This window comes from Bacillus hominis, assembly GCF_018332515.1.
GTDB lineage: Bacteria > Bacillota > Bacilli > Bacillales > Bacillaceae_G > Bacillus_A > Bacillus_A hominis.
The window spans coordinates 1-21,641 of the sequence record NZ_BOQD01000080.1 but is presented as its reverse complement, the minus strand read 5'-3'; the positions used below and the strand labels follow the sequence as shown (position 1 = coordinate 21,641).

General features: G+C 34.5%; 21 protein-coding genes and 1 riboswitch. Of the genes, 18 read left to right on the top strand and 3 right to left on the bottom strand.

What is annotated here, in order from left to right:
• Positions 1-19: 19 nt before the first annotated feature.
• The 9 genes from KI356_RS09425 to cbpA all read left to right on the top strand — a co-directional run bounded on the left by KI356_RS09425 (position 20) and on the right by cbpA (position 11,094).
• Positions 20-1,021 carry a putative 2-aminoethylphosphonate ABC transporter ATP-binding protein gene (locus KI356_RS09425; RefSeq protein WP_212935314.1) on the top strand — a complete coding sequence of 334 codons (1,002 nt, stop codon included), beginning with the start codon at positions 20-22 and terminating at the stop codon, positions 1,019-1,021.
• Positions 1,022-2,779, top strand: a complete 1,758-nt coding sequence (locus tag KI356_RS09420) for a putative 2-aminoethylphosphonate ABC transporter permease subunit (protein WP_212935313.1) — start codon at positions 1,022-1,024, stop codon at positions 2,777-2,779. It abuts the gene before it with no gap.
• A 21-nt stretch (positions 2,780-2,800) separates the two neighbouring features.
• Positions 2,801-3,595, top strand: a complete 795-nt coding sequence (gene phnX, locus KI356_RS09415) for a phosphonoacetaldehyde hydrolase (protein WP_128282244.1) — start codon at positions 2,801-2,803, stop codon at positions 3,593-3,595.
• A 15-nt stretch (positions 3,596-3,610) separates the two neighbouring features.
• A complete protein-coding gene (gene phnW, locus KI356_RS09410) occupies positions 3,611-4,708 on the top strand; it encodes a 2-aminoethylphosphonate--pyruvate transaminase (RefSeq protein WP_212935312.1) in 1,098 nt (365 codons plus the stop codon).
• A complete protein-coding gene (locus KI356_RS09405; RefSeq protein ID WP_128282246.1) occupies positions 4,705-5,889 on the top strand; it encodes a saccharopine dehydrogenase family protein in 1,185 nt (394 codons plus the stop codon). The genes phnW and KI356_RS09405 overlap by 4 nt, the downstream gene beginning before the upstream one ends.
• 29 nt (positions 5,890-5,918) lie before the next feature.
• Positions 5,919-6,701, top strand: coding sequence for a DeoR/GlpR family DNA-binding transcription regulator (locus KI356_RS09400; RefSeq protein ID WP_128282247.1), 783 nt, complete (start codon positions 5,919-5,921; stop codon positions 6,699-6,701).
• Positions 6,702-7,180: 479 nt separating this feature from the next.
• The gene (locus KI356_RS09395; RefSeq protein WP_212935311.1) at positions 7,181-9,466 is read left to right on the top strand and encodes an NEAT domain-containing leucine-rich repeat protein; all 2,286 of its coding nucleotides are present in this window, start codon (positions 7,181-7,183) and stop codon (positions 9,464-9,466) included.
• A gap of 249 nt (positions 9,467-9,715) precedes the next feature.
• The gene (locus tag KI356_RS09390; RefSeq protein ID WP_128282249.1) at positions 9,716-10,345 is read left to right on the top strand and encodes a class II aldolase/adducin family protein; all 630 of its coding nucleotides are present in this window, start codon (positions 9,716-9,718) and stop codon (positions 10,343-10,345) included.
• 125 nt (positions 10,346-10,470) lie between these two features.
• The gene (cbpA, locus tag KI356_RS09385; protein ID WP_128282250.1) at positions 10,471-11,094 is read left to right on the top strand and encodes a cyclic di-AMP binding protein CbpA; all 624 of its coding nucleotides are present in this window, start codon (positions 10,471-10,473) and stop codon (positions 11,092-11,094) included.
• A gap of 67 nt (positions 11,095-11,161) precedes the next feature.
• Here the strand turns inward: cbpA and KI356_RS09380 are convergent, their stop codons facing one another.
• A complete protein-coding gene (locus KI356_RS09380) occupies positions 11,162-11,932 on the bottom strand; it encodes a divergent polysaccharide deacetylase family protein (RefSeq protein WP_128282251.1) in 771 nt (256 codons plus the stop codon).
• A 491-nt stretch (positions 11,933-12,423) separates the two neighbouring features.
• On the opposite strand from KI356_RS09380, the gene KI356_RS09375 reads away from it, so the two are divergent.
• Positions 12,424-12,705, top strand: a complete 282-nt coding sequence (locus KI356_RS09375) for an aspartyl-phosphate phosphatase Spo0E family protein (RefSeq protein WP_002117343.1) — start codon at positions 12,424-12,426, stop codon at positions 12,703-12,705.
• Positions 12,706-12,734: 29 nt separating this feature from the next.
• On the opposite strand, the gene KI356_RS09370 is transcribed toward KI356_RS09375, so the two are convergent.
• A complete protein-coding gene (locus tag KI356_RS09370) occupies positions 12,735-14,231 on the bottom strand; it encodes a sensor histidine kinase (protein WP_212935310.1) in 1,497 nt (498 codons plus the stop codon).
• Positions 14,232-14,423: 192 nt separating this feature from the next.
• Between KI356_RS09370 and KI356_RS09365 the strand changes: the two genes are divergently transcribed.
• The 4 genes from KI356_RS09365 (at position 14,424) to KI356_RS28165 (ending at position 17,683) form a co-directional block, all read left to right on the top strand.
• A complete protein-coding gene (locus KI356_RS09365) occupies positions 14,424-14,870 on the top strand; it encodes a MarR family winged helix-turn-helix transcriptional regulator (RefSeq protein ID WP_000203343.1) in 447 nt (148 codons plus the stop codon).
• A 160-nt stretch (positions 14,871-15,030) separates the two neighbouring features.
• Entirely contained in the window at positions 15,031-16,725 is a 1,695-nt protein-coding gene (locus KI356_RS09360; protein WP_128282254.1) for a M3 family oligoendopeptidase, read from the top strand.
• A 139-nt stretch (positions 16,726-16,864) separates the two neighbouring features.
• On the top strand, positions 16,865-17,398 hold the full coding sequence (locus KI356_RS09355; RefSeq protein ID WP_088057961.1) for a DinB family protein: 534 nt from the start codon (positions 16,865-16,867) through the stop codon (positions 17,396-17,398).
• Between the two features lie 168 nt (positions 17,399-17,566).
• Positions 17,567-17,683 (top strand): DUF6254 family protein, encoded by a 117-nt coding sequence (locus tag KI356_RS28165; protein WP_000038354.1) that lies wholly within the window; start codon positions 17,567-17,569, stop codon positions 17,681-17,683.
• Positions 17,684-17,692: 9 nt separating this feature from the next.
• Here KI356_RS28165 and KI356_RS09350 read toward each other — a convergent pair whose 3' ends face one another.
• The gene (locus tag KI356_RS09350) at positions 17,693-18,901 is read right to left on the bottom strand and encodes an ATP-binding protein (RefSeq protein ID WP_212935309.1); all 1,209 of its coding nucleotides are present in this window, start codon (positions 18,899-18,901) and stop codon (positions 17,693-17,695) included.
• A 208-nt stretch (positions 18,902-19,109) separates the two neighbouring features.
• Positions 19,110-19,153: riboswitch (PreQ1 riboswitch) on the top strand.
• Between the two features lie 93 nt (positions 19,154-19,246).
• On the opposite strand from KI356_RS09350, the gene queC reads away from it, so the two are divergent.
• The 4 genes from queC to queF are packed head-to-tail and all read left to right on the top strand — an operon-like array spanning position 19,247 to position 21,625.
• Positions 19,247-19,909 carry a 7-cyano-7-deazaguanine synthase QueC gene (queC, locus tag KI356_RS09345; RefSeq protein WP_002117350.1) on the top strand — a complete coding sequence of 221 codons (663 nt, stop codon included), beginning with the start codon at positions 19,247-19,249 and terminating at the stop codon, positions 19,907-19,909.
• A complete protein-coding gene (gene queD, locus KI356_RS09340; RefSeq protein WP_128282256.1) occupies positions 19,909-20,400 on the top strand; it encodes a 6-carboxytetrahydropterin synthase QueD in 492 nt (163 codons plus the stop codon). The genes queC and queD overlap by 1 nt, the downstream gene beginning before the upstream one ends.
• Positions 20,393-21,109: a 7-carboxy-7-deazaguanine synthase QueE gene (gene queE, locus KI356_RS09335; protein WP_128282257.1), complete on the top strand. Its 717-nt coding sequence runs from the start codon at positions 20,393-20,395 to the stop codon at positions 21,107-21,109. Before queD ends, queE begins: the two co-directional genes overlap by 8 nt.
• Positions 21,110-21,127: 18 nt before the next feature.
• On the top strand, positions 21,128-21,625 hold the full coding sequence (queF, locus tag KI356_RS09330; RefSeq protein ID WP_002117354.1) for a preQ(1) synthase: 498 nt from the start codon (positions 21,128-21,130) through the stop codon (positions 21,623-21,625).
• The last annotated feature ends 16 nt before the right edge of the window (positions 21,626-21,641 follow it).

Here is a 21,641-nt window from a genome sequence, read left to right as displayed (position 1 = left end):
GTAAGTGGGAGAGAGAAAAATGAGCGAATATTTATCAATTCAACACATTCAGAAGCAGTTTGATGCATTTACAGCGTTAAAAGATATATCTTTTACAGTGAAAAAAAATGAGTTTGTTTGTTTATTAGGCCCGAGTGGTTGTGGGAAAACGACGTTGCTTCGAATTTTAGCAGGGCTAGAAGAGGCAACAACAGGTAGTATAGCTGTGAATGGAAAAGATATTACAGCATTACCACCTGGAAAGAGGAACTTCGGAATGGTTTTTCAATCGTATGCATTATTTCCGAATTTAACTGCACTTGAAAACATTGAATACGGCTTAAAGACAAAAAAATATGGAAAAGCAGAAGTAAAAGAGAAAGCTCTATTGGCATTAGAACTTGTTGATTTGCTGAATGTAAAAGATAAATATCCTGCTCAAATGTCTGGTGGACAACAGCAGCGAGTAGCACTTGCACGTGCACTTGCTCTGTCCCCCGATATTTTGTTACTTGATGAGCCGTTATCTGCTTTAGATGCAAAAGTGCGTGAAAAGTTGCGTAGAGAAATGCGTGATTTGCAAGAAAAAGTGGGAGTAACAACTATTATGGTAACGCATGATCAAGAAGAGGCATTAACGATGGCTGATAAAATTGTTGTAATGAATCATGCGGAAATTATGCAGATTGGAACACCAGAGGAGATTTATCAAAGACCAGCCAATCCGTTTGTGGCAGATTTTATTGGTTCTATTAATTTCTTTTCGAAAAATAACGAAGAACATGCAATTCGTCCTGAACATGTAACAGTTGTACAAAATAATGGCATTAAAACAGTTGTAGAAAGTATGGAATTTCGCGGATCTGTATACCGGACGGAAGTGAGGGTCATAGAAGAGAAAACACACCTTTATAACGAGAAAATTGTAGTGGATATATTGGCATCAGAAGTAGAGGAAACTGCTATTAGAAAAGGAAAGCCAATTCAAATCTCTTTCTCAGAAAATCATATGTTGTCATATGGAAAGAAGGTCATTGTATAGATGGAGATGTTAGAAAACTTTAAGGTAGAAAGTACGAAAAAAAAGATTAAGAGACGTATCGGTAAAGAAGAGTGGATACAAAGACTATTAATTATTGGTATGTTTCTTTCATTTTTTATCATGCTTGTATTGCCTTTATTACAACTGTTTACACAAGCCTTTTATGACAAAGACGGGGCTTTCGTTGGTGTTGCGAATTTCAGTAAATATTTCACAACACCAACGCTAGTTCAATCATTACAAAATACGATATGGATTTCGGGCGCTACAACAATTATTTCAGTTACACTCGCTTTCGCTTACGCATATGCAATCGCTCGTACAAATGTTTTTGGAAAGCGCGTATTTCAATACGTAGCATTATTACCATTATTTGCACCGACGATGATGCATGGTATTGCGCTTACCTATTTATTTGGTAATCAAGGGTTAATAACGAAAGGGATGTTTGGTTTATTTGAAGGAATACAAATACCGCTATATGGACCAGTAGGAATTGTAATGGCTGAAGTTATGTATACATTTCCGCAAGCATTCCTTATTTTATTAATTGCTTTTCAAGGTTCTGATTATCGTTTATATGAAGCTTCTAATATGTTAGGTGCAAGTAAAGTGAAACAGTTTCTTACGGTTACTTTACCTAGTGTGAAATATGGATTAATTAGCGCGATGTTCGTTGTATTTACACTTAGTTTCACTGATTTTGGGGCACCGAAAATTGTTGGAGGACAATATAACGTACTTGCTACTGACGTATATAAGCAAGTAATTGGACAGCAAAATATGTCCATGGGCGCAACTGTCGGAATGATTTTATTAATCCCAGCTATTTTCGCATTTGCAGTTGATCGTATTACGCAAAGAAAACAGGCGAATCTCTTATCTTCAAAAGCAGTACCTTACAGAATAATAAATAATAAGAAAAGAGATGTTATTTCATTCGTATATTGTAGCGTAGTAACGCTTATGATCATTCTTTTATTTGTGGCAGTTGGTATTGCTGCAAGTGTGAAAGTATGGCCCTACAATATGAGTTTTACACTTGAGCATTTTAATTTTTCAAGTTTGACAGGAGACGGAATTGAAGCATTTAAAAATAGTGTAATTGTCTCAGCTATTACGGCAGTTATAGGGGCGATTTTAACATTTGTGTTCGCTTATGCGATTGAAAAAATAGAACAGCTACAGTTTTTCAGAAAAGTAGGTTACTTTTTCTCTATTGTACCGTTAGCGATTCCTGGATTAGTACTTGGATTAGGATATGTCTTTTTCTTCAGTCAACCAACAATTCAAATTCTAGGACTTTCAGTAACAAATCCGTTTCATTCCTTATATGGCACAATTGCTGTTTTAGTATTAGTAAATATCATTCATTTTTACTCTGTAACGTTTGTTACCGCAACGACTGCTTTAAAGAAACTGGACCGAGAGTTTGAACTTGTTTCACAGTCGATGAGTGTACCATTTTATAAAACTTTCTTTCGAGTAACAGTACCGATGTGTTTACCAGCTATTTTAGAAATGGTTATGTACTATTTCGTAAATTCAATGGTAACTGTATCGGCAGTAGTGTTCTTATATGCGGCTGATTTTAAACTAGCTGCGGTATCAATTGTAAATATGGATGATGCAGGAAATGTAGCACCAGCAGCTGCAATGAGTGTACTTATTGTTGTTACAAATATTGTAGTGAGAGTTGTATATGAATGGGGAACGAAAGCACTTCGTAACCGAACGTCACAATGGCAAAAAAGATAAGTAAGAAGGGTGATGGATAGAATGAAAATTGAAGCAGTTATTTTTGATTGGGCAGGTACAACAGTTGATTACGGTTGTTTTGCACCACTGGAAGTATTCATGAAAATTTTTCATAAACGCGGTGTTGAAATTACAGCAGAAGAAGCACGTAAGCCAATGGGATTATTAAAAATAGATCATGTAAGAGCACTAACAGAAATGCCTCGTATTGCGAATGAGTGGAAGCGTGTTTTCGGACAATTACCAACAGAAGCAGACATTCATGAGATGTATAAAGAATTTGAAGAAATTCTCTTTGCTATTTTGCCAAACTATGCCACGCCAATTGATGGGATAAGAGAAGTGATGGCTTCATTACGTAAAAGAGACATTAAAATTGGTTCAACGACTGGATATACGAGAGAAATGATGGATATTGTAGCAAAAGAAGCAGCAATACAAGGGTATAAACCCGATTTTCTTGTTACACCAAATGATGTTCTAGCAGGTCGTCCGTACCCGTGGATGTGCTATAAAAATGCGATGGAACTTGGTGTGTATCCGATGAATCATATGATAAAAGTGGGAGACACGGTGTCAGATATGAAAGAGGGCATAAATGCTGGGATGTGGACTGTTGGCGTAATTCTCGGTAGTAGTGAGCTCGGCTTAAGCGAGTGGGAAGTTGAAAATATGGATCCGGTAGAACTTCGTGAAAAGATGGAAGTAGTTCGTAATCGTTTCGTTGAAAACGGGGCTCATTTTACGATTGAAACGATGCAAGAACTCGAGAACGTAATTGAACATATCGAGAAACAAGAACTTATTATTTCATAAAAGGGGCATAGGATCATGAATGAAAATCACTACTTATTATTAACACCAGGACCATTAACGACAACAAAAACTGTAAAAGAAGTTATGTTATACGATTGGTGTACGTGGGATGTTGAATATAACACGATGGTGCAAGATGTAAGAAATAGGCTTGTATCGTTAGCGACAAAGGAAGAAGAAAAGTACACAACAGTTTTAATGCAGGGAAGCGGTACGTTTTCGGTTGAAGCAGTAATTGGTTCTGCTATTCCTAAAAATGGAAAGTTGCTAGTTTGTACAAATGGTGCGTACGGTAAGCGGATTGTACAAATCGCAGAGATGTTACATATAAATGTGGTGGTCAGTCAAACAGAAGAGTGGGAGCCTACTAATATTGCAGAAGTAGAAAAGTTATTGCAACAAGATAAAGAGATTACGCATATTGTAGTTGTTCATTGTGAAACAACTACAGGTATTATTAATCCAATTGTAGACGTATGTAAATTGGGAAAACAATACGGAAAAGTTACACTGGTTGACGCGATGAGTAGTTTCGGTGGTATTGAAATAGATATTGCTGAGTTGCAAATTGATTTTCTAATTAGTAGTGCGAATAAATGTATTCAAGGTGTTCCCGGATTCGGATTTGTTATCGCAAATCGTGCTGAATTACTGAAGTGTAAAGGGCAAGCCCGTTCTTTATCGTTAGATTTATACGATCAATGGGAAACGATGGAAGAAAAAAATGGAAAATGGCGTTTTACGTCACCTACACATGTTGTACACGCTTTTTATCAGGCATTGCTTGAATTAGAAGAAGAAGGCGGAGTAAGAGCGCGTTACAATCGATATTATAATAATCAAAAGCTATTAGTTAATAGAATGAAAGAAATTGGTTTTCGAGCGCTAGTAGATGAGAAATATCAATCTCCTATTATTACATCTTTCATTTATCCAGAAGAGAGATTCGAGTTTCAACAGTTATATAACGATTTAAAGCGTTATGGATTTGTTATTTACCCTGGAAAAATTTCGAAAGTAGATACGTTCCGCATTGGAAATATCGGTGATGTACATGAGGAAGATATTATTCGCTTAGTTGATAGTATTGCTAAAGGGGTTGTTATAGGGTGAAAGTATTTTGCTTAGGTGGAGCGGGTAAAATTTGTCGTGAAGCAATTTTAGATTTAGTTCAATTTTCATCTTTTGAGACGATTACGGTAGCCGATTTTAATGAAGAGGAAGGCCGAAAAGTAGTAGAGTGGTTAAATGATTCTCGTGTTGATTTTGTGAAAGTCGATGTGACAAATCATGAGGATACGGTCGCAAAAATGAAAGGCTATGACATTGTAATGGATGGTACGACGATAAAATTAAATGGATTGTCTACTCGCTGTATTGCAGATGCCGGCTGCCACGGTGTGAACTTAAATGGATTTGGTGAAGAAAATGAATCCCACTCTAAATTTGTTCAAAACGGAAAAACATGTTTACCTGGATTTGGTATGACACCAGGTGTAACGCAAATGATGGCCATGTATGCAGCAAATCAGCTAGATACTGTAGAGTCAGTTCGAGTAAGTCATGGCTCGTATCGTCCAATTGCTTTTTCTGCATCAATTACAGAGACAACGACATATGAATATGATCCACATTTGCCGACGCGTACAGTGTATGAGGAAGGTGAATTTAAGCAAGTACTTCCGTTTGCGCGCCCGAGAGAAATTGAATTACCAGCACCTTACGGAAAAACAATGCAGTATATAATCCCGCATTCAGAAACGATTACGTTAGCGAAGGCACTGGAGGATAAAGGTGTTGGGCTAATAGAAACGAGAGGTACTTGGCCAGAGCAAAATATGCAGCTCGTTCGTGCTTTATATGATTATGGTATATTGCGTAATGATCAAATTGAAATAAACGGTAAAGAAATTGGTATTATGGATTGTATTTCGAAGTATCTATTAAAATCGAAAGAAGGGCAAGCAACAGAGCTTTATGGTTATGCACTTCATGTAGAAGTAGTAGGTATGAAAAAGAATCAAAAACAGCGACATGTCTTATACCATACACATCCGATATCTGACGGTTCTGTAGTAGGTTGGGAGAAATTAAGAGCCTATACAAGAAACGTTGGAATCCCATTTGGAATTGCTACAGAGTTAATTGCAAAAGGAGTAGTTAATAAAGTCGGTGTTATTACTCCTGAAGAAGCTTTCGAAAATCCACAAATTATTTTTGACGAACTAGAAAAGCGCGGTATTTATATTCATGAAGAGATTTTCACTGAAAAAGAAAATTATAACTTTGTATAATATGAGGTAGATATAAATGGGGTGAGGCTATGTCTGTAGTAGGTGAAGAAAGAAAGAGGACAATTCTTGAGAAGGTAGAGTTTAAAGGGAAAGTAAAAGTTTCAGAATTAGCAAGAGAGTTCGCAGTATCAACAGAGACGATTCGTCGGTATTTAGAAGAATTAGATCGTGAAAAAAAATTGAAGAAAGTGTACGGTGGAGCCGTTCAACTTCCGGGAGCTGGTATAGAGGCACCGATGTTAGAACGAGAGATGCTGCATATAGAAGAGAAGAAAAGAATTGGATATAAAGCAGCAACGTTTGTGGAAGATGGAGATGTTATTGCGATTGATGATGGAAGTACACCACTTCAAATGGTGCCATATCTTGTTCATCGTAAAAATTTAACGATTGTTACGAGCTCTTTTCCAGTAGCGACACAATTAATATCTTCTATTAATAAAAAGATGTTTCACGGTGAGGTTTTATTTATTGGTGGAAAAGTATCTCCAAAACATTCACGTGTGTCGGGGTCTATTTCGCAGCAAGTAATTCATCAATTCCATTTTCATAAAGCATTCGTTTCGATTGATGGATTGTTACCTAGCTTTGGGGTTTCCAGCTTTGAATTAGAAAAAGCGAAATTGTCAGAAGCGATGATTAAATTATCGGAGAAAACGTATATTTTATGTGATCATACAAAGATAGGCGTAAAAGGGAACTACCGAATAGCAGGATTTTCTCGTATTCAACATGTTATTTGTGATAAGAAAATGCCATATAGTTTTGAAGAAGAAGTTAAAAAGCATAATATTCAATGGACAGTTTGCTAGTAAGCGGCGGGAGGTTCCATCTCCCGTTAATTGACTAGCGACTCAAGCTTTTATGGATAGTTGGACTTACTTAACAAAAATTTTGATATGCTCTCGAATAGTAAGAGAAAAGATTTGCATTCGTGCAAAAATTGGACACATTTTCTCATTTCCTTCATATAATTTACCAATAGAAAAAAAGTTGGCTGGAGGAAAGAGGGGACGAAAATGTCGGAACGGGTATATAATAAGCTTGTATTGTACGCGAATGTTTTGCAAAAACTCGGTGTTATTAATGAAAAAGAAAAAAGTGAAATCCTTCATACGATAGGTAAAAAAGCCCTTTGAATAAAGGGTTTTTTAATTTTTTATCGTCGAAAATATAATTTTAATGTAATATTCTCGTTGACAATGATAATGAGATTCATTATCATTTAATTGTAGATAATTGATAAAAGTTATCAATTATTAAAAATTATATAAGACAAGGGGATATTATTTTGAAAAAAAGTCATATTAGGGCTCTATTAGTAGCCACAACATTAGCTATTCCGTTTGCTGCGTATTCTACTCCAGCATTAGCAGCGGTAACAATTGAAGCAAATAAGGCGGGAACAACAGTAGGCGATCGTGTATATGATGCTGAAATTAAAATATACAAGGATCAAAAGGACGAGCCATCTATGGTTTCTCAATACATAAAAGATCCTAAAGTAAAGATTGAAAATGGGAAAAAAGTTGTCACTGCAACAGTACAAGATAGCGATTATTTTCAATATCTTAGAATAGAAGATAGAAACCAACCTGGTGTATTTCATGATGTGAAAGTTTTGTCAGAAGATAAGAGAAAAAATGGAACGAAAGTAGTGCAATTTGAAATTGGTGAATTTGAGAAGAAGCATAATATGCAAATGCATATACTTATTCCGGCTATTGGATATGATCACAAATATCAAGTTCAATTTGAAATTAAAGATCCAACTTTAGGCGACAAAGAAACAGAGAAACCAGATGATAACTCTAATTCAGGCAATACGGAAACGGATACTCCAGTTGATAGTCAAAATATGATAACAGATAAGAAATTAAGAGAACTTGTTAATAAAAAAGTATTTAATAGAAAAGATTTAAATACACCAATTACGAAAGAAGAGTTATTACAAGTGAAAGACTTGTTTTTAAATACGAATGAGATTCTCGATTATAGTGGATTAAAATATATGCCGAATTTAGAGTCCTTAACAGTTGCTAATGCGAAAATAAAAGATCCGTCGTTCTTTACGAACTTAAAGCAATTGAAACATTTGGCTTTACGCGCTAATGAAATTGTAGATGTAACACCGCTTGTTAAGATGGATAATTTAGAATCTCTTGATTTGAGTAATAATAAAATTACGGACGTTGCACCACTAACGGAAATGAAAAATGTAACAAGTTTATTTTTAGCAGGAAATCAAATTGAGGATGTAGCACCATTAGCGAAAATGGAACAATTAGATTACTTGAATGTGGCAAACAATAAAATTTCAAACGTTGCTCCGTTAAGTAAGTTGAAAAATGTAACATACTTATCTTTAGCAGGAAATCAAATTGAAGATATTACACCACTTTATACGTTACCGTTAAAAGATTTAGTATTAACGCGTAATAAGGTTAAAGATTTATCAGGCATTGATCAATTGAATCAATTACAAGAATTATGGATTGGGAAAAATGAAATAAAAGATGTTACTCCTCTAAGTAAGATGACACAGTTGAAAGTTTTAAACTTACCTAACAATGAGTTAAAGGATATTACTCCATTATCAAGTCTAGTAAACTTACAAAAACTTGATTTAGAAGCAAATTATATTTCAGACTTAACACCAGTTAGCAATTTGAAAAATTTAGTATTTCTAAGTTTTGTTGCAAATGAAATTCGCGATGTTAGACCAGTCGTGGAGTTAAGTAAGACAGCTTACATTAATGTTCAAAATCAAAAAGTCTTTTTAGCGGACACAGAAGTAAATAAAGAAGTGAAAGTACCTATATATGAAAAAGACGGTGAAATCTCTACAAAAATTCGTTTGAAGAGTGAAGGTGGTACGTATAATAACGATGTAGTGAAATGGAGTACTACAGGTGAAAAGGTATATGAATTTGGAGTGAAAGATCCATTTGCGGATACAGGAATCTTCTTCACAGGATCTGTTATTCAAAATGTGATAGAAAGTAAAGAGGATAATACTTCTAAAGAAGACGAGGAAATAGAAGCAGTAATAGAATTTAAAGATGTGCCGAAAGGACATTGGTCAGAAGCAGCAATTAATTATTTAGCGAAAGAAAATATTTTCAAAGGATATGGAAATGGGCAATTTGGATTTGGTGATAATATTACACGTGGACAAGTTGCGTCTTTAGTACAAAGGTATTTGAAACTAGAAAATAAAGCAAATCAGAAAGAGCTGTTTACAGACACGAAAGGGCATATGTTTGAAAAAGATATTGATACAGTTGCACAAGTGGGAATTATGCAAGGAGATGGTACTGGGAAGTTTCGTCCGGATGGCGTGTTAACTCGATACGAAATGTCTGTAGTATTACACAAAGTATTTCAGTTAAAAGAAGATGGAAATACTCAAGTGAACTTTAAAGATGTACCAACTGGTCATTGGGCAGAAGGATATGTGAAAGCTTTAGCGGATAATAATATATCAAAAGGTGATGGGAAAGGAAACTTTTTAGGCGAGGATTTCGTAACACGTGAACAATATGCACAGTTTTTATATAATGCAATAACTAAATAATAAATGAGGAAAATACGTTATTCTTTAATAGGAAGGATAACGTATTTTTTATATGTACAAAATTATGTAAGAAATAGACGGGAGTGTGTATATGTGAGTTACTTATTTTTACGAGGAGTGATGAAACCATATTGACAAAAAGGCATTCTCATGTGATAATTCAATTAAATTTTTAGAATAATCAAAAAATAATCCTTTTACATAAAAAGGATTTGAAAATTATATTAATATTACGCCGGGGGTGACGAAATGTTATTTTTTCTGAAGAAATGGAATGAATTAAAAGATGTAAAAGCAGAATTGGCACTTCGCGATTGGTTTTATGGTACAAAAATTAGTTTATCGATGTGCACGTCAAAAGAACCATTAACATTTTTAGTGAATGTAGAGGGAAGAGATAAAGGGTTATTTTCGGAAGAAGATTTTATCGTTGTAAATTGCATGTGTGAGCCGGTATTTGAAAATGAAGGGAAGCCAGCTTCAGAGTCATTTATGCATGCAGATATTTATAAAAAAAGCAGTGCAGAATGTATTTTACAAGTACAGACTGTAGATAGTCATTTAATGTCTGAGTTATATGGGAAAGAAGGAGAAGTAACATTCGAAAAGCGCAGCGTGGAACGTGTTTTTGGAAAAGAAGGTATTACAGAAATGACAATTCCGATTGTGGAAGATGAAAAGAAATTCGCTGATTTATTAGAAAGTAATGTGCCAAATTTTATTGAAGGCGGAGGAGTAGTTCTTGTTCATAATTACGGAATGATCGTGTGGGGGAAAACGCCAGAAGAAGCGAAAAAATGGTTGGAAGGTATAGAATATTTAATGAACTATCACGTAAAGCTTTTAATGATAAAAGGGGCAAAGAGCTCTGTTATATAAAAATGTATTCACAGTGTTACCATTCCATAAAGAAATGAAAGCGTTTTAAAAATAATTTTACTCATAAAATATAGGTCTCCTTATTATATATAGATTACATGTTGACATGTAAGGAGGAACATATTTTGCGAGTTAAATATCATTTTCTGCCGAAACAGCAGGTGACCTTTTGCAAAACGAATGATTCTGGTGAACAGGCGTTGCAAATTATGAATGAAAAGGGATTTCGAGCAATCCCTGTATTAGCAGAAGATGAGAAGAAATTCACAGGGATTATTTATAAAGTAGATCTTTTAGAAAAGAAGTGTAATAGCGGATTAGAACATGTAATTACGAAAGATATGCAGGAAGATCCATATGCGCTTATTTTTGAAAAGGATTCTTTTTTTAGAGCTTTTTACGTTATTCGTCGTCTCCCGTTTTTAGCGGTTTTAAATGAGTATAATGAATTTGTCGGCATTTTAACACATTCTAATGTATTTGATGTTATTGAGGATTCGTTTGGTATGCGGACGGGTGGTTATATATTAACAATTGCAACACAAGATTGTAAGGGAACAATTAAAGAGCTTGGGACATTATTAAAAGCATATAATATCGGTGGACTGTTTACGCTCGATAACGGTGATCAATATATTCGCCGTGTTATCGTAAATATATCGGATGAGTTAAATGAAAAAAAATTAAAGCAGTTAATTGAAAAGATAGAGAAAAAGGGATTCAGGGTGAGTCATGTAGATTATATTTAAGTTGAAAAGGAAAGGTACCTATCTGCTATATGTAGATAGGTACCTTTTTTAGTGCGAGAAATGAATCTTATTTTGAAACAGAAGGTGGAGACAATACTAAATCAGATAAAAAAATAAAGTCTGCATGCTCACGAATTTTAGGAATAGAAGTTTCTATAACACGTGATGTAATTTCACCTGGAGGCCCAACATGTCCGATAGCTACCATAATGGGTTTGTCTTGGATTTTTTTAATGAGTAATTGTGCTTGTTTTGAAATGTGACTTACCGTATATACATCATCAAAAAATAATTGGTTTTCAATAATAGGCACGCCTAATTCTTTACCGATTTTTGGGACAACACTATTAGGGTTTGTTTTACTATCTAAATAAAATAAACCGTGTTTTTTACAGGCAGAAAGTATAAGACGTACAATCCTTTCATCAGCGGTTACTTTTGATCCCATATGATTGTTCATCCCTATTGCATGAGGTATTTCTTGAATTGCTTGTTCGAGTCGGTTGTTTATTTCTTCATCGCTTAAATCTGTTGTAATCGCTTTTGGTCCAAGCCACTCTTTTTTCCCTCTAATTGGTTCCATTGGCATATGTATAATAACTTCATGCCCTTTTTTATGGGCAGCTATTGCATCTTGCTTAGTAGAAGGAAGAAATGGCATAACAGCAACAGTGAGTGGAATAGGAAGTGATAACATCTTATCTGTGCCTTTCATATTATTGCCGAAATCATCAATGACAATAGCGACTTTATTCGTATGAGCATTTGCTTGAATAGGAAATAGTAAGAAGGGTATGAACAGGGTGAAGACGAGAAATGTAATAGTATATTTGCGCATATAAATATTTCCTTTCTATTTTATCCCGCTATTTGCGGGCAGTAAGACTCCCACCTCAAAAATTCGGCTGGAGCGAAGAAGTTAGGTGGGAAATCCACTGCCCGTAAACGCTCGATTGGTGAGGGCTAATAATCAGTGGGGGATGAACAAAACCCCCACTGATTAAAGTTTCACTTTATCAATCATCATTATGTTTTGCGTTTTTATATAAATTAAACAAAAAATGTCGAAGAAAAGTACATTAAAAATGAAGAACCCACTGTTTACTGAGTATTTACAAAAAAGAAGATGAAAAAAATGTCTATTATTGTGAATGTATTTACAAAGATAGAATAATTTGTAATAATTCTCAAAGTGAGGGTAAAGATTTGTAAATTACAGGGGGAAAATGTTAAATTTTCTGATTCTTCAAATTCAAATAGGATTAAGTGTTTAAAGGGCTAAAGTAGAAGAGACGTTGAGAGCATGGAAGAAAAATAAGGGGGATATGGATGTTTACTGTAAAAAGGAAGTACACATTAGAAAAGCTTTCGCATGATATTCATATGAAACGTGAAGAAATGATTCATTTAGGATTAACAAGTGGGTTAAATAGTATGGAGACAATTCAAGTTAGTCAAGAATTGGACAAGCTTATATTACAGTATCAGCGTTATAAAGAAAAACAAACACCGAAATGGTTTTCAATTATAAAGGTTCCTATTTTTCAAATTGGGTATGAAGGGAAATCGAGTAATTTTTGGAGAATGTTTGTGGCTGGTTTTATGAAATAAGTATAATTACCCTTTTAGGATAAGGATAATTATACTATGTGTAATGGAATCTCTATATGAACTGTCGTTCCTTTGTTTTCTTTACTATCAATAAATATATGCCCGTTGTACATCTCTACAATTCGTTTACATATGACAAGCCCAAGACCTGTTCCAGTATCTTTATTAGTAAAGAACGGATGAAAGAGGTGTTTTTGAATATGTTTTGGAATCCCTTTTCCAGTATCAATAATTTGCAATTGTGCGTATTTTTCGTTGTTTGTTACTACAATGGTTAATGTACCACCAGAAGCCATAGCTTCAATTGCATTTTTTGTAATGTTTAAAACCACTTGTTTCATATGGTCTTTTGAGAAACGTATATGAACAGGGTGGTCTGGCAAATGTAAATGAAATACAATGTTATGTAGATTCGCCTCAGATTGGATAATTAATGCTACCTCATTAAGAATCTTTCTTACATCATATGTTTGTTCAATGATGGCAGTTGGCTTTCCAAGAATAAGAAATTCGCTTACAATTTCATTAATCCGTTCTATTTCTTGTTCGATTACGGAAAAGTAGAACTGATCCTGTTCATCTTTATATTTCTCTTTTAACAGAGCAACGAGTCCTTTAATTCCAGTAAGAGGATTACGTATTTCATGGGCTGTACTAGCTGCAAAAGTTCCAACCAATTCAATTTTTTGCAGTTCATTTTGTTGTCTTTCTAGTTTTGTTTGACGTTTTAATAACATATATTGAGCAAGTAAAAATAAAATAGACATTAAAAATAAAGTAGCTATACACTCTATTGCAACTAACTGGTATAAAGTTTGTTGATGAATAGGTAACGGAGAAACAGAGACTTTCCAATTTAATTTTTGGAGTGGGGTAGTAAGCATATTAGAATGCCCATTACTTGTTTTGTTATTATCATCGGTTAGAAAAATTACACCATGTTTATCAGTCACTTCGAAATGATATTGTGGTTTAATAGCATTTAAAGAGGCTGAAATGTAGTCAAAGCGTAAACTTGCTAATAATAAGCCTGAGAGTTCCTTTTGTCTATTAAATATTGGAGAGGCAATCATAATAGCTTGATGTCCAAGAACGCGATCTGTAATAACTGATGATACAGTTGTTTTCTTAGATTGTAATGTATCTTGAATGTACTGGCGGTCAGAGACATCAACATGCGTTGATTCACCTTGGGATGCGATTGTAATTATCCCATCTGTCGTAGCATAATATAGACCAGAAAAACGTACATCATTTCCATCTGTATCGTGTACAATCTGTTTAATCCCATTGATGTTCCCTGTCTCGGTCCCTACTACTTTCGCGAGCATTTCTAAGGCGGAAATAGCTTCACCAAGGTGATGGTCTAAATAGTCTCTATATAAAAAGAGAACGGTGTGAGCAGACAATTTGTTTTCTTGTTTCATTTGATAAGTGTGATACGAATAAAAAGTAGCGCCAATCCCTATCGTTGGCAGTATAACAAGCAGTATGTAAAAAACTATGCTTTTTAATTTGACTTTCAAATTTGGTACTCCTTCTTTTTTATTATCATTATATATAAACTATGTTAAAATTGTCATGTTTTTATTCAAGAATTATTCGTATTACATTAGGGAAAAGAAAAGGGATGAGTGAGTGCTCATTCGGAAATTTCAATGAAGTGCGAAGTTGCTTTTCTTTTGTTGTGGAGAATTTAAGTGAAGGGTTGAAATGGTATGACATCAAATAATGAACGAGAAGACATTTCTCAATCTTTAAAAGTATTTATTGCATTATCCCGTGTACATCGTTCTGTTATGGATACTACAAATAAATCCATACAAAGTAACGGATTAAATCCAACTGAGTTTGCTGTATTAGAATTACTATATCATAAAGGAGGTCAACCACTTCAGCAAATTGGTGAGCGTATTTTAATAGCTAGTGGCAGCATTACATACGTTGTAGATAAGCTAGAGAAAAAAGGGCTTGTAAAACGAATTCCATGTCCAAATGACAGGCGTGTTATTTATGCGCAATTAACGGAGTCTGGAGAGAGCTTTATTGCTTCTATTTTTCCAGGTCATGAGCAAGTTATACATCAGTCTTTTGAAATGTTAACGAAGGATGAGAAGGATGAATTACTTGATCTATTGAAAAAAATTGGAAAGTATGAAAAATGATGCTATGTTCCAAAGGAGCTTTGGATAAAGAAATCCAAGGCTTTTTGGTGTGCATGTATTCATGACATCATCTACCGCATTTTGCTGAAGAATAAGAGGAGATTTGTAAGTAAGCATTGAATTATAGTAATGATGCATATGATGGAGAGGAGGCTAGTTCATGTCATTTAAAGACTATGAATATAAACGGCCAAATATTGAAGAATTAAAAGAGAAGTTTACTGTTGCTTTAGAAAAGTTCGATAAGGCAAAAACGGTTGAAGAACAAAAACAAGTAATTAATTCAATTAATGAAATTCGTAATGATTTTGGTACAATGGGGAACCTTTGTTACATTCGCCATTCTGTTGATACGACAGATGCTTTTTACAAGGAAGAGCAAGATTTTTTTGATGAATACTCTCCAGTTGTACAAGGTTATGGAACAAAATATTATAAGGCGTTAATTAATTCTCCATTCCGTGAAGAATTAGAAGCGTATTATGGAAAGCAATTATTTGCTCTAGCTGAATGTGATTTAAAAACATATTCAGATGAAGTAGTGAAAGATTTACAATTAGAGAATAAACTGTCTTCACAATATACACAGTTATTAGCATCTGCAAAAATTGACTTTGCAGGAGAAGAAAGAACGTTATCGCAACTTATTCCGTTTATGCAAGGAAAAGAAAGAAGCGAACGTAAAGCAGCAAGTGAAGCATACTACGGATTTTTAGCTAAAAATGAGGAAGAATTAGATCGTATTTATGATGAGCTTGTTAAAGTGAGAACGAAAATCGCAAAAATACTTGGTTTTAAAAACTTTGTTGAATTAGGATATGCAAGAATGTATCGTACAGATTATAATGCTGAAATGGTAGCGAACTATCGTCAGCAAGTATTAGATTATATCGTTCCGGTTGCAACCGAGTTAAGAAATAGACAAAAAGCACGTATTGGTGTAGAAAAGCTCGCTTATTATGATGAAAACTTTGAGTTTGCTACAGGTAATCCAACTCCAAAAGGCGATGCCGATTGGATTATTAATCACGGGAAAACGATGTATAAAGAATTATCAGCTGAAACAGATGAATTTTTTAATTTCATGCTAGATAATGATTTATTAGATTTAGTTGCGAAAAAAGGAAAAGCTGGCGGTGGATATTGTACATATATTGAGAATTACAAAGCGCCATTTATTTTCTCGAACTTCAACGGAACATCTGGTGATATTGACGTATTAACACATGAAGCGGGCCATGCTTTCCAAGTATATGAAAGTCGTAAATTTGAAATTCCAGAATATAATTGGCCAACATATGAAGCGTGTGAAATCCACTCTATGAGTATGGAATTCTTTACATGGCCATGGATGAAGCTATTCTTTGAAGAGGATGCAGATAAATATTACTTCTCTCACTTAAGTTCAGCCCTTCTGTTTTTACCTTATGGTGTATCTGTTGATGAATATCAACATTATGTATATGAAAATCCTGAAGCATCACCCGAAGAGCGTAAGACAGCATGGCGTAACATAGAGAAGAAATATTTACCGCATCGTGATTATGAAGATAATGATTATTTAGAGCGTGGTGGTTTCTGGCAACGTCAAGGGCATATTTATAGCTCACCTTTCTATTATATTGATTACACGCTTGCTCAAATTTGTGCACTACAATTTTGGAAACGTGCAAGAGATAATAGACAAGAGGCGTGGGAAGATTATGTGAACCTGTGTCAACAAGGTGGAAGTAAATCGTTCTTAGAATTAGTAGAAGTGGCAAATTTAACATCACCATTTGCTGAAGGCTGTGTGAAAAGTGTTATTACAGAAATTGAAGCATGGTTACATGCGATTGACGACACAAAATTGTAAAAAACATGCGCTTTTTTTCACATGTTTAACATCGACATAATGGGAAAATGATGAGATAATAAAAGAAAATTCAGAATTATTAAAGGGGTGTTTCGAATAAAGAACACCTCTTTTCACCAACAAAAAGGGGGAAAGAAATATGCTCCAATCTAATATGGATGTGAGTTTAGAAAGTTTGGTGAACTCATTACAGTCTACTCGAAGCACGCTATTATCAGAAATTGAAATGTTAAATGACACAGAAGTGAATGTAAAGCCACGCCGTGATAAATGGAGTATTATTCAAATTTTACATCACTTGCATTTAGTGGAACAATCTGTTACATCTGCCCTTGTATATGCTTTACAAAAAAAAGAAAGAAAACTGACTCCATTTAAAGACCTCCAACTTACGCTTGATCGCACATATAAACGAGAAGCTCCTCAGCAAATGCAACCAACAGAAACTTTAATGAAAAAACAACAAGGAATTCAATTACTAGAACATTCACGACAAGAACTATTCCATGCGCTTCATAGTGTGATAGATGAGAAAGAATTATTTGAAAATGGATTAAAACATCCTATTTTTAATGATTTGAATTTATATCAATGGGTTCAATTTCTTGATTTGCATGAGCAAAGACATCTTACGCAGTTAAAAGAGGCGAAACATGCAATACTACAAAGGTAAGATGAGAGGGGCGGGGGATCTTCCTGCTTCTTTTTTTGTGCGCAGCTCACTTCAAAAGCCGGTGAATGTATGGTAAATAATCAAAAAGGGTAGAAAAAACTATGCATAGTTTCCTGTCTTACTTTGGAATAATACTTGGTGAAAGAGTTAGAAGGAGTTGAACAGAGTATGTCAAAGAAAAAGAGAGAAGAAGAGCGCGCTTGGAAAGCTCGGAAAGAAAATCAAAAGCCACATGGAAAGGTGAAAGCTTTTGCAGAATTAGTTGAAGGAACAGAAAAAACGTGATGAATTTCATCACGTTTTTTGTATGATTGGGAAAGTTAATAAAAATGTTGTACCTGTTCCTTTTTCACTAATAATATCAACCTTTCCATTCATTGCTTGAATAACACTGAAGACGACCATCATCCCGAGTCCGGTCCCTTTTTCTTTCGTCGAGTAGAAAGGTGACCCGAGGCGTTTTACTTGTTCTTGATCCATACCAATACCTGTATCTTTTATATATAATTGTATATGTTTATGGTCTGGAACTAATGTAAGAATAAGGTCACCACCGTTAGGCATAGCCTCAATACAGTTTTTAAAAATATTTAATAAGCATTGGTTCAGCTTTTGCTTTTCACCAGCTATAAAGAAAGATGTACTTTGTTTTATGTAATGTATACGAACATTTGTTAAATTGGCGAGAGGTGTAATTAAAGATAACGCATGAAGTAATTCTTCCTCTACTTGTAATTGTTGTTCTTTTTCAATACTCGGTTTTGCAAAAGTTAAGTAGTCTGTAAGAACATGATTTGCTTGTTCGACACCATTAATGGCTATGTCGATATATAATTTTCGTTCCTCCTCAGAACATGTATCTGACTGTAAAAGTTGCAAAAATCCTTTCGTTGAAGTTAAAGGATTGCGAATTTCATGAGAGATAGAAGCTGCCATTTCACCGATTAAATGAAATTTTTCAGCATTTATAAGTTCATTTTGGAGACGAACTTGCGTTTGTAATATGTGTAGCAAATATAAAATAAGGATTGTACCAAGCATCGTACATAGTTCGTACACGATAATATGTGGTATATAATCTGCCGTATTTGTAACCTCTGAAAGGAAAAATGGTATCCAGCTAAATCCGAATATGAGACTGTAAAAGATAGCGAGTGCTATTTTTATACGATTAGAACTTCGGTTAAACAGTTTGTATGTTAATAGTAGAACAATGAATAGTAGAACCGAAGCGATAAAGGATGGGAAAACACCTATTCCTCCTAATAAGAAGCGGTATATGTTTAATACAGCTAAGATGGAAGCACCGGCAATAGGACCTCCCGTTAATGTACCAACAATTAATACGATATGACGCATATCAAATTGAAATCCATAATTTGTTTTTGCTGCGAAAGTGATACATAGTATGGTAGCGAGGCAACATAATACAATAAATATAGCTGAATTTAATTTTGGAGAGCGTTTCCCTTTTTGATTCCAAAATAAATGATATACAAGCATTGTAACAAGGATGGATAATATATTTAAAAAGAGATAAATAATAAAGAGTTTCAGTTGGATGCCTCCTCTCTTCTCACATTAAATTAATCATACTATAAAATGAAAGAAATGAAATGTGAAATAGCGGAAAAAATCAGAAATTTTTTCTGGTAGTATACAATATGTTACAATAATCTTTGTTAATGAAAGAAGAAATTCCGTGCACTGCATGGGAGAGGTTCGCGAACTCCCTCTATAAAAAACTATGGAAACAACAATATCCTTAGGTATTGTTTTGTTTTTTTATTGTGACAGTTCAAGAACGTTCTTTCTTCTTATTCGTAGTAGAGAAGGAGAATGAGTGAAATGAAAAAAGAAAAAGCAGTTGTTGTTTTTAGTGGTGGACAAGACAGTACAACATGTTTATTTTGGGCAATACAACAGTTTGCAGAAGTGGAAGCTGTAACGTTTAATTACAATCAACGTCATAAGTTAGAAATTGATTGTGCAGCGGAAATCGCGAAAGAGTTAGGAATTAAACATACGGTACTAGATATGAGCTTATTAAATCAACTTGCTCCAAATGCGTTAACGAGAACGGATATGGAGATTACACATGAAGAAGGTGAATTGCCATCAACATTTGTAGATGGACGGAATTTACTATTTTTATCATTTGCGGCTGTATTAGCAAAACAAGTTGGAGCACGTCATATTGTAACGGGTGTATGCGAAACTGATTTCAGCGGTTATCCAGATTGTCGTGACGTGTTTGTGAAATCATTAAACGTTACATTAAATTTATCTATGGATTATCCGTTTGTTATTCATACACCACTTATGTGGATTGATAAAGCAGAGACATGGAAATTATCTGATGAACTTGGAGCATTTGAGTTTGTTAGAGAAAAAACATTAACATGTTATAACGGAATCATTGGTGATGGTTGCGGTGAATGTCCAGCATGTCAACTTCGTAAAGCAGGATTAGATACGTATCTACAAGAACGCGAAGGAGCGAGCAACTAATGGATAACTTTTTTGGATTTCGCATCGTAGAAAATTTACAAAAAATGGACAAGGATATTCAGCGTGAACAACTCAAATATCATAATAAAAGAGTAATGGTCAGCAAGGAATTTACATTTGATGCAGCGCACCATTTACACTGCTATGAAGGGAAATGTAAAAATTTACATGGACACACATATAAAGTCGTATTTGGAATTAGCGGATATGTAAATGAAATAGGCCTTGCAATTGACTTTGGAGATATAAAAGAGATTTGGAAAAATGAAATAGAAGTTTATTTAGATCATCGTTATTTAAACGAAACATTGCCAGAAATGAATACGACTGCTGAAAATATGGTCGTTTGGATTTATGAAAAGATGGCAGAAGCATTAACGAAAGATAATCGTGAGAACGAATACAAGGGAGCTCGTGTTGAATTTGTTCGTCTTTTTGAGACACCGACTAGTTATGCGGAAGTAAGACGGGAGTGGATGCTCGATGAGTAAAATCCCCGTCTTAGAAATATTTGGTCCGACCATTCAAGGAGAAGGAATGGTTGTAGGCCAAAAGACAATGTTTATCCGTACAGCGGGCTGTGATTATAGCTGTGCTTGGTGTGATTCTGCTTTTACATGGGATGGATCGGCCAAAGATCAAATTAAGCAAATGACACCGGAAGATATTTGGAATGATCTTGTAGAAATTGGTGGAGAAAACTTTTCTCATGTTACGATTTCAGGTGGAAATCCTGTTTTGCTGAAAAATATGCAATTTCTTCTTTCTATATTAAAGGAGAATGGAATGCGAACAGCGATAGAAACACAAGGAAGTAAATGGCAAGATTGGTTGCTTCAAATTGATGAGGTAACGATTTCTCCAAAACCACCAAGTTCAACGATGAAAACAGATTTTCAAATGTTAGATTCTGTTATTCATAAACTAGCAGGGAAAGATTTTAGTTTAAAAGTAGTAGTATTCGATGATCAAGATTTTGAATATGCAGTTAAGATGCATGAGCGTTATCCGAATGTACCATTTTTCTTACAAGTAGGGAATGATGATACGAAAACAGTGGATGATGCGGTGCTTATAAAAAACTTATTAGAAAAATATGAATGGCTTATTGAAAAAGCTGTGAATTGTAAAGAAATGAATGATGCGAAAGTATTGCCTCAGCTCCATGCGTTAGTATGGGGAAATAAACGAGGAGTATAACAAGAAGGGATGTTTAAAATGGCAGGAAGATTAGACGAAGATTTAAAAGATGTAACATTACTAGGAAATCAAAATACAAAATATTTATTTGAATATAGCCCGGGAATTTTAGAGGTATTTGATAATAACCATCCAAACCGTGATTACTTTGTAAAATTCAACTGTCCTGAATTTACAAGCTTATGTCCGAAAACAGGACAACCAGATTTTGCAACAATTTATATTAGCTACATTCCAGAACAAAGAATGGTAGAGAGTAAATCTTTAAAGCTATATTTATTTAGCTTCCGAAATCATGGTGACTTCCACGAAGATTGCATGAACGTTATTATGAATGATTTAATTAAATTAATGGATCCACGCTATATTGAGGTATGGGGGAAATTTACACCACGTGGTGGTATTTCAATCGATCCTTACTGTAACTACGGCCGCCCAGGAACTAAGTATGAGCAAATGGCAGATTACCGCATGATGAATCACGATTTATATCCAGAAACGATCGATAATCGTTAATAGAAAGAAAGGATCT